The organism is Serratia sp. 1D1416 (assembly GCF_003641105.1).
Classification (GTDB): domain Bacteria; phylum Pseudomonadota; class Gammaproteobacteria; order Enterobacterales; family Enterobacteriaceae; genus Serratia; species Serratia ficaria.
Genome location: NZ_CP032738.1, coordinates 1,020,641 through 1,035,050, shown reverse-complemented (window position 1 = coordinate 1,035,050; position 14,410 = coordinate 1,020,641). Strand labels below are relative to the sequence as shown.

At 60.6% G+C, this 14,410-nt stretch carries 13 protein-coding genes; 8 read left to right on the top strand and 5 right to left on the bottom strand.

Annotated elements, in window-relative coordinates; all coding sequences use genetic code 11:
- Positions 1-182: 182 nt before the first annotated feature.
- Entirely contained in the window at positions 183-1,829 is a 1,647-nt protein-coding gene (gene pgi / locus D7I37_RS04980) for a glucose-6-phosphate isomerase (RefSeq protein WP_095099511.1), read from the top strand.
- A 63-nt stretch (positions 1,830-1,892) separates the two neighbouring features.
- Here the strand turns inward: pgi and D7I37_RS04975 are convergent, their stop codons facing one another.
- Positions 1,893-3,329, bottom strand: a complete 1,437-nt coding sequence (locus tag D7I37_RS04975) for a capsule assembly Wzi family protein (protein WP_061799206.1) — start codon at positions 3,327-3,329, stop codon at positions 1,893-1,895.
- Between the two features lie 223 nt (positions 3,330-3,552).
- Between D7I37_RS04975 and psiE the strand changes: the two genes are divergently transcribed.
- Positions 3,553-3,960 carry a phosphate-starvation-inducible protein PsiE gene (gene psiE, locus D7I37_RS04970; RefSeq protein WP_061799205.1) on the top strand — a complete coding sequence of 136 codons (408 nt, stop codon included), beginning with the start codon at positions 3,553-3,555 and terminating at the stop codon, positions 3,958-3,960.
- Between the two features lie 99 nt (positions 3,961-4,059).
- Here psiE and malG read toward each other — a convergent pair whose 3' ends face one another.
- From malG to malE, 3 genes are read right to left on the bottom strand one after another with little or no spacing between them, the layout of a single operon-like run.
- The gene (gene malG, locus D7I37_RS04965; protein ID WP_061799204.1) at positions 4,060-4,950 is read right to left on the bottom strand and encodes a maltose ABC transporter permease MalG; all 891 of its coding nucleotides are present in this window, start codon (positions 4,948-4,950) and stop codon (positions 4,060-4,062) included.
- Positions 4,951-4,961: 11 nt separating this feature from the next.
- On the bottom strand, positions 4,962-6,539 hold the full coding sequence (gene malF, locus D7I37_RS04960; protein ID WP_129543408.1) for a maltose ABC transporter permease MalF: 1,578 nt from the start codon (positions 6,537-6,539) through the stop codon (positions 4,962-4,964).
- A 57-nt stretch (positions 6,540-6,596) separates the two neighbouring features.
- The gene (gene malE, locus D7I37_RS04955) at positions 6,597-7,790 is read right to left on the bottom strand and encodes a maltose/maltodextrin ABC transporter substrate-binding protein MalE (RefSeq protein WP_061799201.1); all 1,194 of its coding nucleotides are present in this window, start codon (positions 7,788-7,790) and stop codon (positions 6,597-6,599) included.
- A gap of 358 nt (positions 7,791-8,148) precedes the next feature.
- Between malE and D7I37_RS27665 the strand changes: the two genes are divergently transcribed.
- The 4 genes from D7I37_RS27665 to malM all read left to right on the top strand — a co-directional run bounded on the left by D7I37_RS27665 (position 8,149) and on the right by malM (position 12,553).
- Positions 8,149-9,120: an alpha-amylase family glycosyl hydrolase gene (locus D7I37_RS27665; protein ID WP_095099504.1), complete on the top strand. Its 972-nt coding sequence runs from the start codon at positions 8,149-8,151 to the stop codon at positions 9,118-9,120.
- The gene (gene malK / locus D7I37_RS04945; RefSeq protein ID WP_061799198.1) at positions 9,113-10,222 is read left to right on the top strand and encodes a maltose/maltodextrin ABC transporter ATP-binding protein MalK; all 1,110 of its coding nucleotides are present in this window, start codon (positions 9,113-9,115) and stop codon (positions 10,220-10,222) included. The genes D7I37_RS27665 and malK overlap by 8 nt, the downstream gene beginning before the upstream one ends.
- A gap of 29 nt (positions 10,223-10,251) precedes the next feature.
- The gene (locus tag D7I37_RS04940; protein WP_145957259.1) at positions 10,252-11,544 is read left to right on the top strand and encodes a maltoporin; all 1,293 of its coding nucleotides are present in this window, start codon (positions 10,252-10,254) and stop codon (positions 11,542-11,544) included.
- Between the two features lie 97 nt (positions 11,545-11,641).
- On the top strand, positions 11,642-12,553 hold the full coding sequence (gene malM, locus D7I37_RS04935) for a maltose operon protein MalM (RefSeq protein WP_061799195.1): 912 nt from the start codon (positions 11,642-11,644) through the stop codon (positions 12,551-12,553).
- A gap of 55 nt (positions 12,554-12,608) precedes the next feature.
- Here malM and D7I37_RS04930 read toward each other — a convergent pair whose 3' ends face one another.
- Positions 12,609-12,779 carry a hypothetical protein gene (locus tag D7I37_RS04930; protein WP_237648783.1) on the bottom strand — a complete coding sequence of 57 codons (171 nt, stop codon included), beginning with the start codon at positions 12,777-12,779 and terminating at the stop codon, positions 12,609-12,611.
- 209 nt (positions 12,780-12,988) lie between these two features.
- On the opposite strand from D7I37_RS04930, the gene ubiC reads away from it, so the two are divergent.
- Positions 12,989-13,504 carry a chorismate lyase gene (gene ubiC, locus D7I37_RS04925; protein ID WP_129543407.1) on the top strand — a complete coding sequence of 172 codons (516 nt, stop codon included), beginning with the start codon at positions 12,989-12,991 and terminating at the stop codon, positions 13,502-13,504.
- Positions 13,505-13,521: 17 nt separating this feature from the next.
- On the top strand, positions 13,522-14,394 hold the full coding sequence (gene ubiA, locus D7I37_RS04920) for a 4-hydroxybenzoate octaprenyltransferase (RefSeq protein WP_061799192.1): 873 nt from the start codon (positions 13,522-13,524) through the stop codon (positions 14,392-14,394).
- Positions 14,395-14,410: the final 16 nt, after the last annotated feature.

Here is a 14,410-nt window from a genome sequence, read left to right as displayed (position 1 = left end):
CCAGTGACAATTCTGCAGCCCTGATAACAGGCTGTCAGCCAAAAGTATAGGGGAAAAGCTGAAACGATGCGGCACGCGTTGACAGTTAGCGCCTATCGCAAGAAAAGAGATCATAATCACAGTCGAACAGGCTACAATCGGACAACCACGTCACCTTTATTCTCAAGCCTAAGAGTGTTGCTATGAAAAATATCAATCCTAGTCAAACCGCTGCTTGGCAAGCCCTGCAGCAACATTTTGCACAGATGAAAGACGTCCGCATCGCCGATCTGTTTGCGCAGGACAGTGAGCGTTTCACCAAGTTTTCCGCCACCTTCGACGACCAGATGCTGGTGGATTACTCCAAAAACCGCATCACTGAAGAAACCCTGGAAAAACTGCAGGCGCTGGCGAAAGAGACCGATCTGCAAGGCGCGATCAAGTCGATGTTCGCCGGCGAGAAAATCAACCGCACCGAAGACCGCGCGGTGCTGCACGTTGCCCTGCGCAACCGCAGCAACAGCCCGATCGTCGTCGACGGCAAAGACGTGATGCCGGAAGTGAACGCGGTGCTGGCAAAAATCAAACAGTTCTGCGGCCGGGTGATCGGCGGCGATTGGAAAGGCTACACCGGCAAGCCAATCACCGACGTGGTGAACATCGGCATCGGCGGTTCGGACCTCGGCCCTTATATGGTCACCGAAGCGCTGCGCCCGTATAAAAACCACCTGAACATGCATTTCGTCTCCAACGTCGACGGCACCCATATCGCCGAGACGCTGAAACCGCTGAACCCGGAAACCACGCTGTTCCTGGTGGCGTCCAAGACCTTCACCACCCAGGAAACCATGACCAACGCCCACAGCGCGCGCGACTGGTTCCTGAACAGCGCCGCCGACCCGCAGCACGTGGCGAAACACTTCGCCGCGCTGTCGACCAACGGCAAGGCGGTGGCCGAGTTCGGCATCGATACCGACAACATGTTCGAGTTCTGGGACTGGGTTGGCGGCCGTTACTCCCTGTGGTCGGCGATCGGCCTGTCGATCGCGCTGTCCGTGGGCTACGACAATTTCGAACGGCTGCTGAGCGGCGCGCATGCGATGGATCAGCACTTCGCGAACACCCCGGCGGAGAAAAACCTGCCGGTGCTGCTGGCGTTGATCGGCATCTGGTACAACAACTTCTTCGGCGCCGAAACCGAAGCCATCCTGCCTTACGATCAGTACCTGCACCGCTTTGCCGCTTACTTCCAGCAGGGCAACATGGAATCCAACGGCAAATACGTCGATCGCAACGGCAACCCGGTCGATTACCAGACCGGCCCCATCATCTGGGGCGAACCGGGCACCAACGGCCAGCACGCGTTCTATCAGCTGATTCACCAGGGCACCAAGCTGGTTCCCTGCGACTTTATCGCCCCGGCGGTCAGCCATAATCCGCTGAGCGACCATCACGCCAAGCTGCTGTCGAACTTCTTCGCGCAAACCGAAGCGCTGGCGTTCGGTAAATCGCTGGAGGTGGTGGAGGCCGAATTCGCCGCGCAGGGCAAGACGCCGGAAGAGGTCAAGCACGTGGCGCCGTTCAAGGTGTTCGAAGGCAACCGCCCGACCAACTCCATCCTGCTGCGTGAAATCACCCCGTTCAGCCTGGGCAGCCTGATCGCGCTGTACGAGCACAAAATCTTTACCCAGGGCGCAATCCTGAACATCTTCACCTTCGACCAGTGGGGCGTGGAGCTGGGCAAACAGCTGGCCAACCGCATCCTGCCCGAGCTGGCGGGCGGCGAGAAAGTCAGCAGCCACGACAGCTCAACCAATGCGCTGATCAACCGCTTCAAGGAATGGCGCTAATCGCCGCCTGAATTGAAGCCAATAAAAAACCCGCCGCGGCGGGTTTTTTTAGCTCTGCAGATTTTACAGATCGATCGGCACTTCGAAGCTGACGCCGGCGCCCACGTCGTCCGCCGTGCTGGCGTCGCTGTTGGTGTACCACAGGCTGGTATCGAATTTGACCGCGGAAGGGAAGGTGTAGCCCCAGCCGAGCTGAACGCCTTTCAGCGTGTCGGATTTCGGGAACGCCTGGTTGATGGACTGATTGACCGGGTTCACCTTGGCGTACACCAGACGGGTGCTCCAGCGCTGGCTGTCATCCAGCACCAGCTCTACGCGGCCGGACAACATCTGGCCGTCGCCGCCCATGGCGTGGCCCAGCGGGTAACCCTGCTGGTAGTAACCACCCTTATAGGTGTAGTGGTTATACACGTAATTTTTGCGGTTACGGTCGGCGCGGGTGTCCGCCCCTTCAATCGACCAGTTAATGGTGGATGAACCCCACTCCGGGTGACCTTCCAGGCCCAGAAGATAGGTGTTTTTCGACGGCAGCATACCGGCTTCGTCTTCACCCACCAACTGGCCGTACAGGCTGACCGGCATGCCGATCAGCGGCTGCATTTTCAGCTTGAAATCGAAGCCGGCGAGCTGGTTGCCCGGATCGTTGCCCTGGCCGGAATCATCGTTGTCTTTACCGGTTGCCGCATCCCAGAAAGAACTCCAGGATTGCGGACGGCCTTCACCGCCCCATTGCATGATGCGCGAGGCGCCCAGTTCGAGGAAGTCGGTCGGCATCATGGTAAAGCGGCCGCCGATCAGTTTGGTGTGAGGTACTGCGGTATATTGCGACAGCTGGCCGGCGGTCAGCTGGTACTGCCAGCGGCCAATCCACGACAGCCATGGCGTTTCGAACGGCGACTGGTCGGCGCGCTGCAGCAGGAAGCCGGTGACCGGGCGCGCGGCGTCGGAGCGGATCAGGCTGCCGTCATAGCCAGGGCCCCACCATTGGGAAACTTCACCGAAGGACAGCCACTGGTTCCAGATCTTCACCGCACCGTAGGAACCCTGCATATTGAATTTGGAGCCGTCGCTGACGCGCTGATCGCCTTCGACCGACCCCTGCAGACGCACGTCCCAGAATTCGCCGTTGGCGCCGGCGCCGATGGTCAGGCGATCGTCGGCGTATTCATTCTGACCGAAACCCTGCGGAGTGCCGGGCTTGTCGGTGGAAGCGTAACCGCTGACGCGGATATTGGCTTTTAACGCATCAACGCGGCGTTGCACGCGATCGATGACGTTCTTTTCGGTATTGGTCACCGGTTTGGCCTGGGCGATGACCGAGCTGATTTCTTCCTGGCTCAGCGGCCAGGTGGACAGGCTGACGTTAATCACGCCGCGGTCGGACAGCCACGCGAGATCGTTGCGCAGATCGTTGTCAGGGGTCACCAGACCGGCGGCATGGCCGGTTAATGCACAGGTAAACAGGCCCGCCGCGACCAGTCCGTTAAGTTTAGCGCGCATAAAGAATTCCCTTGTTAATTCGAGGTTATTGGTTTTATGTAAAGATCTATGTCCCATCATAGTTGACATTTCAATTTGCTACAAATATATCCACCAGAAATATCTTAATGTAACCAGTTGAATTGAATTAGGTTTAAAGTGCTTCCGCAGGGCGGGCAAATTTTAAGATAATGCCTATGCCAGGATTTATGGGTAATTTCAGCGCTATTTATGAGGGGGTTTTATGGCGAAAACATCGCGTTCGATAATGATTGCAAAGGGACTGCAGCGGGTGCTGAACGTTGGCCTGCTGCTGTTGGCGGCTATCCTGGTGATTTTTCTGGTTAAGGAAACCATTCACCTGGCGAAAGTATTATTTGTCAACAGCGAGGAGTCATCCTCCTACCTGCTGATTGAAGGCATCGTGATTTACTTCCTGTACTTCGAGTTTATCGCCTTGATCGTAAAGTATTTTGAGTCGGGTTATCATTTCCCGCTGCGCTATTTCATTTATATCGGCATTACCGCGATTATTCGTTTGATCATAGTGGATCATAAAAATCCCTTTGATACCTTAATTTATGCCGGCGCGATATTGTTGCTGGTGGTGACGCTCTACCTGGCCAACACCGACCGACTAAAGCGCGAGTAACTGCCCGTTATCTGCGTGGTTGGATGCCATAAAAATGGCGGCCCCTGGGGCCGCCGAAGACACAGGCAAGTACATCAAGCGCATTGCAGTGGCACAAATTTAGCCTTTCACCCCGCCGGCCGTCAGGCCGCCCACCAGCCAGCGCTGCGCCAGCAGGAACACGGCGGTAATCGGGATGGCCGACAGCACCGCCGCGGCGGCGAAGTCGCCCCACAGATAGTTCTGCGGATTGAGATATTGCTGCATGCCGACCGCCAGCGTGTAGCTGTTCACGTCGCGCAGCAGCAGCGAGGCCACCGGCACTTCGGTGATGGCGGCGATAAACGACAGAATGAACACCACCGCCAGAATCGGCACCGACAGCGGCAGCAGCACCAGGCGGAAGGCCTGCCAGGGGCTGGCGCCATCCAGCGCCGCCGCTTCCTCCAGCGAATTATCGATGGTCTCGAAGTAGCCTTTGATGGTCCAGACGTGCAGCGCAATGCCGCCCATGTAGGCGAAGATCACCCCGCCGTGGGTGTTCAGGCCGATAAACGGCAGGTACTGGCCCAGCCGATCGAACAGGGCGTACAGCGCCACCAGCGACAGCACCGCCGGGAACATCTGGAAAATCAGCATGCTTTTCAGCAGCGTGCTTTTGCCGCGAAAGCGCATGCGGGCAAAGGCGTAGGCGCAGGTGGTGGACAGGGTGACGATGCCGATGGCGGTGATCACCGCGATCTTGATCGAGTTCCACAGCCACAGCAGCACCGGGAACGGCGGCGGCGTCACGCTGCCGTCGGCGTGGGTAACGCTGAGGCCGAGCGCCAGCCGCCAGTGATCCCAGGAAATCTGCTCGGGTATCAGGCTGCCGGTGGCGAAGTTGCCGGAGCGCAGCGAGATGGCCACCACCATCAGCAGCGGGAACATGATCAGGGCGATAAAGCTCAGCATCAGAATATGGGTGATCCACAGGCGCAGGCGCTGGGATTTGGGTTGAACCATGGCCATTATTATTCTCCCTAATCAAAGTTCATCTTGCTGGCTTTCAGATTCAGAATCGCCAGCGCGCCCACCAGCAGGAAAATCAGCGTGGCGATGGCGGCCGCCAGGCCGAAGTCTTGCCCGCCGCCGCCTTCGAAGGCGATGCGGTAGGTGTAGCTGACCAGCAGGTCGGTAGAGCCGGCCGGCGTGGTGGTGCCGATCATGTCCGGGCCGCCGTTGGTCAACAGCTGGATCAGCACGAAGTTGTTAAAGTTGAAGGCGAAGCTGGCGATCATCAGCGGCGTCAACGGCTTGATCAGCAGCGGGAAGGTAATGCGGAAGAAGTTCTGCAGCGGGCTGGCGCCGTCCATCGCCGAAGCCTCGTACAGATCGTCGGGTATCGCTTTCAGCAACCCCATGCACAGGATCATCATGTACGGGTAGCCCAGCCAGGTGTTGACGATCAGAATCATGCTCTTGGCGGTGATCGGATCGCTGAACCAGGCCGGTTTGATGCCGAACAGGTGGCTGAGCATCATGTTGATCTCGCCGAAGCTTTGGTTGAACAACCCCTTGAAGATCAGAATCGAAATAAACGACGGTACCGCATAGGGCAGGATCAACAGCACGCGATACGCCGCCTTGCCTTTCAGCGCTTCCCACTGCACCACGCAGGCCAGCACCATGCCGACCGCCACGGTGAGGATCACGGTCATCACCGAGAACAGGATGGTCCAGATGAAGATTGAAATGAACGGTTTTTTGATGCCCTCATCCTGCAGCACCCGCAGGAAGTTTTTCCAGCCGGTGGTGACGGTATAGCCCGGGCTGAGGGTTTCCTGCCCCCAGTTGCCGTCGGCGTTGACCGCCTGATAGAAGCCGATTTCGGCGTTTGGCCGATACGTCACCCGGGTCTGATTATTGGTCAGCGCGCCATCGTCTTTGTTCAGCGCATACAGCGGGCTGGTGCCGGAGAACTGGCGCAGGGAACTCATGCGCAGCTCGCCGCCGTCGGGCAATTGGGCGACCAGTTGGTTCAGCGCCTGACGATTCTGCGTGATCACCCGCAGCGTGGCGCGTTCGCCCGCCGGCTCGGCGCTTTCCGCCGCCAGCTTCAGGGTCTGCGGCGCCGCGGGGTCGAAGCGGAAAGGTTCGGAGATAAGCCGCTCGCCGCTGTCCGGATGGGTCAGCTGCAGTCGCCACTGTTGGTTGTCCGCCGGATACAGGCCGAAGCTGAAGGTTTTCCCGGTCTGGAACTGGCGCTGCATCAGCACCGACTGCGCGCGTTCGAAGGTCAGCTGGTTGGTGCTGCTGTAGTTGGTAAAGGCGATGGCGATGGTGCAAATCAGCGGGAACAGGACAAACAGCCCCATGCCGGCGACGCCCGGATACACATAGCGCCAGGCGTAGGCGCGGCGGTTGGCGAAGACGTACAGCCCGGCGCTGACCAGGATCAGCGTCATGATGGCGAACAGATATTCACCCTGTGCATACATCAACACAATCAGATAGCAGGTGATCAGGCTTAACAGGCCGATAACCAGCCATTTCAACCCCTCACTCTGCCACCACTTCGACTTTTTTCGCGCAGCCGAGCCGGCGTGAGCTAATTGCATAGGGCGTTCCTTTCTGTGGAGCGACAGCGGGGCACCGTGGCGCCCCGCACGGCGTCGTTACTTGGTGATGCGGGTCTGCACGTCATCCAGCGCGGCTTTCACCGTCTGGCGGCCGCTGACGGCGTTGATCACCGCACTGCGTTCGGCGTACCAGAAGGCGCTCATCTGCGGAATGTTCGGCATGATTTCGCCGTTTTGCGAGTTCTGCATGGTGGCGGCGATCTTCGGATCTTTCGCCAGCACCTCCTGGTAGGACTTCAGCGCCACGGCGCCCAACGGTTTGTCTTTGTTGACGTCCGCCAGGCCTTCGTTGGTCAGCAGATAGTTTTCCAGGAATTCGGTCGCCAGCTCCTTGTTCGGGCTGGCGGCGTTGATGCCGGCGGTCAGCACGCCGACGAAGGGTTTGGACGGCTTGCCTTTAAAGGTCGGCAGCAGGGTCACGCCGTAGTTGATCTTGCTTTGCTCGATGTTGCTCCAGGCCCAGGGACCGTTGATGGTCATGGCGGTCTGGCCCTTGTTGAACGCCGCTTCGGCGATCGAGTAATCGGTGTCGGCGTTGACGTGCTTGTTCTTCACCAGATCGACGATGAACTGCAGGCCGGCCTGCGAGCCGGCATTGGCCACGCCGACGTCCTTGATGTTGTACTTGCCGTTCTCATACTTGAAGGCGTAACCGCCGTCGGCGGCGATGATCGGCCAGGTGAAGTAGGGTTCCTGCAGGTTCCACATGATGGCGCTCTTGCCGCTGGCGCGCAGCTGCTTGTCCAACGCCGGGATCTCTTCCCAGGTCTTCGGCGCCTGCTTGATCAGGTCCTTGTTATAAATCAGCGACAGCGCTTCAACGGCGATCGGGTAGCCGATCAGCTTGCCGTCATAGCGCACCGCGTCCCAGGTGAACGGGAACAGTTTGTCCTGGAAGGCCTTGGACGGGTGGATTTCGGCCAGCAAGCCGGATTGCGCATAGCCGCCGAAGCGGTCATGGGCCCAGAAGATGATGTCCGGGCCGTCGCCGGTGGCGGCCACCTGCGGGTATTTTTCTTCCAGCTTGTCCGGATGCTCGATGGTGACCTTGATGCCGGTGTCTTTCTCGAACTTTTTGCCGACCTCGGCCAGGCCGTTATAGCCCTTGTCGCCGTTGATCCAGATAACCAGTTTGCCTTCCTCGATCTTGGCGAAGGCGGAAGAAGAGAGCACCAGGGTGGTCAGAGCCGAAAGCACCAGCGTGCGGGCGGTGGTAATGCTGCGAGTCATAATCCGGTCCTTTTTATTGTGGGCACATAAATCGAGGAGAGCAGTTTCGCGGTAATAGTGGGTCACAAAGCGACACATTCTCATCCTCCCCCCGTCTACGCCCCATGCCGACGTAGTGTGATCCAGTTAACATTGCGCTCTATTCTGTGGCGTCAGGCACAAAATGGGGGGACGATTTTTGCCAGGTTGATCACAGATTTGCCTTAAGCGGGGAACTTCTCAGCGCCGCGGTCGTTCTCTCATCCTCCCGTCTCCTCCCCCATGAAAAATCCTGTTACGGATGATTACCCTTTCCGGCAACTCCCGCACTATCGGCCACATTGATTTTCAACGCCACGCGCAGCAGGGAACCTGATTTATGTCGCCAACGCCTATCGTCGCTCAGCCCACCCTGTACCGGATCCATCCGGTCAGTTTCCGCGATGGAAACGGCGACGGCGTGGGCGACGTGCACGGCATGCTGGCGGCGTTGCCCTACCTTAACGCGCTGTCGATCGATGGCCTGCTGCTGCCGCAGGCGCTGCCGCCGGAGGCCAGCGCCGCGGTGGCGGCGCAAGGGTTGGCGCTGTGGTATTGCGACGGCGGCAGCTACGTTCGCCACGCCGTCGCGCCGCAGCAGTATGCCCGCAGCCCGCTGGCGCTGGACGTGGTGCCGTTCAGCGTGGAAAAACTGGTGGCGGTGCTGCACGCTCGCCGCGCTACCCTGGCGGACAGCCTGTGGAGCACCGGCGACGCCGATCAGCCGCGGGTGGTCAGCCATTGGGGGCAGGGCGATCTGCGCTCCGCCGACGCTTTTTTGACGCTGCTGGCGATGCTGCCGGCGCCGATCTGCCTGTATCAGGGCGAGGAGCTGGGATTGCCGCACGCCGCCGGGCTGCAGGACCCGCGGGGCGCGCAGACGCGCATGCCGTGGCATGAGGCCCCCGAACAGGTGACCGCCGGTGAAATTGACTGGTATCAGCAGGTGGCTATCGAGCACCGCGCGCTGGCCATCAGCCGCCAGCAGCACGACAGCCACTCCACCTTGCGTTACTGCCAGTCGCTGCTGGCGTTGCGTCGCTCACCGCTGATCCAGCGCGGCGAACTGAACGCGGTCAGCCAGCGAAATGGCGTGGTTCGCTTACTTATTACCCATCAGGATCAATGCCTTGAAGCGCTGATTAACCTGCAGCCTTATACTCAGGCGGCCGCGCCGTCTGAGGCGACCTTGCCATTGGCATGGCAGCACGGCGCGCAGCAAGAGGGTCATCAATGGGTTTTGGCGGGCTTTGCGTCCGCCATTTTTACACGAAATGTTAACTGCGAAAGCAGGGGAGTAACGCATGGCTAGCGTCACACTGCGCGGCGTTTATAAGGCCTTCGGCGAGGCTGTGATTTCCAAAGACGTCAATCTGACCATCGATGACGGCGAGTTTGTGGTGTTTGTCGGGCCCTCGGGCTGCGGCAAATCGACGCTGCTGCGCATGATCGCCGGGCTGGAGGACATCACCTCCGGCGAGCTGCTGATCGGCGAAAAACGCATGAACGACGTGCCGCCTTCCGAGCGCGGCATCGGCATGGTGTTCCAGTCCTACGCGCTGTATCCGCACCTGTCGGTGGCGGACAACATGTCGTTCGGCCTCAAATTGGCCGGCGCGAAGAAGGCCGATATCGCCCAGCGGGTGAACCAGGTGTCGGAGGTGCTGCAGCTGGCGCACCTGCTCGATCGGCGGCCGAAGGCGCTGTCCGGCGGGCAGCGTCAGCGCGTGGCGATCGGCCGCACGCTGGTGGCCGAACCGGACGTGTTCCTGCTCGACGAGCCGTTGTCCAACCTCGACGCCGCGCTGCGGGTGCAGATGCGCATCGAGATCTCCCGCCTGCACAAGCGCCTGCAGCGCACCATGATCTACGTGACCCACGATCAGGTCGAAGCGATGACGCTGGCCGACAAGATCGTGGTGCTTGACGCCGGGCGCGTGGCCCAGGTCGGCAAGCCGCTGGAGCTGTACCACTATCCGGCCAATCGCTTCGTCGCCGGGTTCATCGGCTCGCCGAAAATGAATTTCCTGCCGGTCAAGGTGACCGCCGCAGAGCCACAACGGGTGCAGGTCGAACTGCCGAACCGCCAGCTGGTGTGGCTGCCGGTGGAAGGCGCCGAGGTTCAGCCCGGCACCAATCTGTCTTTGGGCATCCGCCCGGAGCATCTGCTGCCCGGCGACGCTTCCGAAGTTCGTCTGACCGGTGATGTACAGGTGGTCGAGCAGCTCGGCAACGAGACGCAAATCCACATCCAAATCCCGGCAATCCGTCAAAACCTGGTGTACCGCCAGAACGACGTGGTGCTGGTAGAAGAAGGTGCAACATTCGCCATCGGCCTGCCGCCTCACCGCTGCCATCTGTTCCGTGAAGACGGTACGGCATGTAAACGGCTGCACCAGGAGCCGGGCGTTTAAAGCATCACAGTCTGTATAACAGGAGAATAATGATGACTACTCTGCGCAAACTTCCTCTGGCACTGGCAATCGCCGCCGGTGTGCTGACCACCCAGGCCATGGCCGTCGATTTTAAAGGCTATGCCCGTTCCGGCATCGGCTGGACCGGCAGCGGCGGTGAGCAACAGTGCTTCCAGGCCACCGGGGCCTCGAGCAAATACCGTCTCGGCAACGAATGCGAAACCTACGCCGAACTGAAACTGGGGCAGGAAGTGTGGAAGGAGGGCGACAAGAGCTTCTACTTCGATACCAACCTGGCCTACTCCGTTTCGCAGCGTTCCGACTGGGAAGACGTGACGCCGGGCTTCCGCGAAGTGAACGTGCAGGGTAAAAACCTGATCGACTGGCTGCCGGGCTCCACCATGTGGGCCGGTAAGCGCTTCTATCAGCGTCATGACGTCCATATGATCGACTTCTACTACTGGGATATTTCCGGCCCGGGCGCCGGCCTGGAAAACATCGATCTGGGCTTCGGCAAGCTGTCCGCCGCGGTGACCCGCAACTCCGAATCCGGCGGTTCTTACGGTTACCTGGATAACGAGTGGGATCAGCGCCCAACCGTCAACGACACCTTCGACGTGCGTCTGGCCGGCCTGGAGCTGAACCCGGGCGGCACCCTGGAGCTGGGCGTGGACTACGGCCGCGCCAACGTGCAGGACGGTTACAGCCTGGCCGACGGCGCCAGCAAAGACGGCTGGATGTTCACCGCAGAACATACCCAAAGCATCCTGAGCGGCTACAACAAGTTCGTGCTGCAGTACGCCACCGACTCCATGACCTCGCAGAACAACGGCCGCAACCAGGGCGCGACCATCGACAACAACGGCAAGATGATCCGCGTGCTGGATCACGGCGCCATCGACTTCAACGATAAATGGGCGCTGATGTACGTCGGCATGTTCCAGGACATCGATCGCGACAACGACAACGGCACCACCTGGTACACCCTGGGCGTGCGGCCGATGTACAAATGGACGCCGATCATGAGCACCCTGCTGGAAGCCGGCTACGACAACGTCAAGTCCCAGCGCACCGGCGATCGCAACGGCCAGTACAAAGTGACCCTGGCGCAACAATGGCAGGCGGGCAACAGCATCTGGTCGCGTCCGGCCATCCGCGTGTTCGCCACCTACGCCAAGTGGGACGAGAAATGGGGCTACGCCACCAACAGCGATACCGGTTACGCCACCGGCACCGCCTATAACGACACCAGCATGCACACCTTCAGCCGCGGCAATGACGATGAAGTCACCTTCGGCGCCCAGATGGAAATCTGGTGGTAATGACAGGACGGGGAGAGCCGCGTGCTTTCCCCAACATGTATTCGCCGACGCCGGCTCTCTTGCCTGACCTGCGTCGGCGCCGATAGAGGGTATAACAATGAAAAAAAATCTGCTGTCGCTCTGCCTGTCGCTGGCGCTGAGCCTGGGTGCGCCGCTGGCGGCCTATGCCGATACGCCGGCCAACGTCTCCGTCGCGCCGGCCATCAGCGCCGCCACGCTGCAAAGTCTGCCGTGGCAACCGCTGCAACCGCCGGTCACGCAGGAGGTGAAACTCGATAACGTCAGCCCGCAGATCAACCAGGGCGACATTCAGGGGGCCATCGCCGCCTATACGCTGCCGGCCGATCGCGGATCGCTGGAAGTCACGCTGAGCAGCATCAGCAAGAATAATTCGATTTATGCGCCGAGCGTACTGGTGCTGGATGAACACCTGCGGCCGGCGGCCTATTACCCGAGCAGCTACTTCCCGTATCAGCCGCCGGGCGCGATGTCTTCCGATCGGCTGGAGGGCACGCTGAAGCTGACCCCGGCGCTGGGGCAAAAGCAGATTTACCTGTTGGTGTACACCACCCGCCAGGATTTGGCCAAAACCACCCAGCTGACCAACCCGGCCAAGGCCTATGCCGCCGGCGTGGGCAACGCGGTGCCGGATATCCCGGACCCGGTCGCCAGCCACGGCACCGGCGGCACGCTCAGGCTGAAAGTGACCGCCGAGCAGGGCAGCGGCAACGTGATGATCGGCATGCTGCAACCGGCGCCGACCGCGACGCCGGTGGTGGTGGGGTCAACCGCGCCTGTCGCAACGGCGGCTGCGGCTCCGGCGCCCGCGCCGGCCAAACCGGCGGAGCCGATGCTCAACGACACGGAAAGCTATTTCAATAACGGCATCAAACAGGCGGTGAAGGCGGGGGATATCGATAAAGCGCTGAAGCTGATGAATGAGGCCGAGAAACTGGGTTCCACCACAGCGCGTAAAACCTTTATCAGCAGCGTTAAAGGCAAGGGGTAGTACCCGACGCTGCCGATGCTGGCTCTATGACTGGTGCGCTTCGGCGCACCTTTTTTCATCCGCGGGCCAGGGTTTCGCCGCTCGGCGTCAGCAGGCGGGCGTTATCCACCCGCCGCTCCGGCATGCCGCGCGTCATCGCCCCCTCCAGCGCCACATCCGCATAATATTCCCCGCCAGTGACCAGCTGCGGCACCGGCAGCGAAGGCGAAACTTTGCCGAGGATCACGGAATCACCGCCGTAACGGCTCCCGAAGGTAGAGAAAACCGCGGGCAAAAAAGATGACAGCCCGGGCATTTTTTATCGCGGTTCACCCTATTCTGACCCCACGAATCAGCCTGCCGCTTTTGCATTTCTGCGTTACAATGGAGGCCTGTTAACGGTTTGTATCGTCTGGCGCGGCACGCAGCGTGCGGCCTCAGGCGTGGAGTAGAGCAATGTCTGGCAATAGGGATTCGATCCTGCCGCCGCTTGAGTGGTTATCCGATCGGCATTCGCCGCCGCCCGCCGCCGTGAGCGACTGGCTGATGGAATTAGGCTCCATGACCCGTCGTTTTGAACGTCATTGCGCGCGGGTGCACGTTGAACCGCAGCGCGAATGCTTCGTGAGCCGCGACGAGCTGGGGGAAGAGGCGGAGCATCTGCCCGCAAGCCCGCGTTACTGGCTGCGCGAAATCGTGCTGCTGGGCGATAAGCGGCCCTGGCTGCTGGGGCGCACGGTGATCCCGCAGGAAACCCTGACCGGCCCCGACCTGGCGCTGGTGGACCTGGGCACGCTGCCGCTGGGGCGTTATCTGTTCAGCAGCGGCGAACTGACCCGCGATTACATTCACATCGGCCGGCAGGATGCGCTGTGGGCGCGGCGTTCTCGTCTGCGGCTGGCGGGCAAACCGCTGCTGCTGACCGAGCTGTTTTTACCGGCTTCACCGCTGTATGCGGCGGATCCCGCTTAAAGAGGAGAGGAAAGACCTTGGAGGGAAGCGTGACTCAAAGCAAATGGCGGGCTTACAGCCATCTGATGCGCATCGATAAGCCGATCGGCAGCCTGCTGCTACTGTGGCCGACGCTGTGGGCGCTGTGGCTGGCCGGGCAGGGCGTGCCGCCGCTGTCGATCCTGCTGGTGTTCGTGCTCGGCGTGTTCCTGATGCGCGCCGCCGGCTGCGTGGTGAACGACTACGCCGACCGCGCGGTCGACGGCCACGTGAAGCGCACCGCCGGGCGGCCGATGCCGAGCGGCCGGGTGAGCGAGAAAGAGGCCAAGGTGCTGTTCGTGGTGCTGGTGCTGATCTCGTTTGGTCTGGTGCTGACGCTGAATGCCATGGCCATCTGGCTGTCGCTGGCGGCGCTGGCGCTGGCGTGGGTTTATCCGTTTATGAAGCGGGTGACCAACCTGCCGCAGTTCGTGCTGGGCGCCGCCTTCGGCTGGGGCATTCCCATGGCCTACGCCGCGGTCAGCGAAGCGCTGCCGCTGAGCTGCTGGCTGCTGCTGCTGGCCAACATTTGCTGGACGGTGGCTTACGACACGCTGTATGCGATGGTGGACCGCGATGACGACCTGAAAATCGGCGTTAAATCCACCGCCATCCTGTTTGGCCGCTACGACAAGCTGATCGTCGGGTTGCTGCAGTTCGCCACCCTGCTGCTGCTGCTGTGGGTCGGGTATCTGGCGCAGCTGGGCGGGGCGTTTTACTGGTCGCTGCTGCTGGCGGGCGCGCTGTTCATCCATCAGCAAAAGCAGGTCGCCACCCGCGAGCGCGAAGCCTGCTTCAGGGCGTTTCTGCACAATAACTACGTCGGGCTGGTGGTGTTTATCGGCATCGCGCTGAGTTATTTGCCGGCTTAAGCGCCGCGAGCAATAA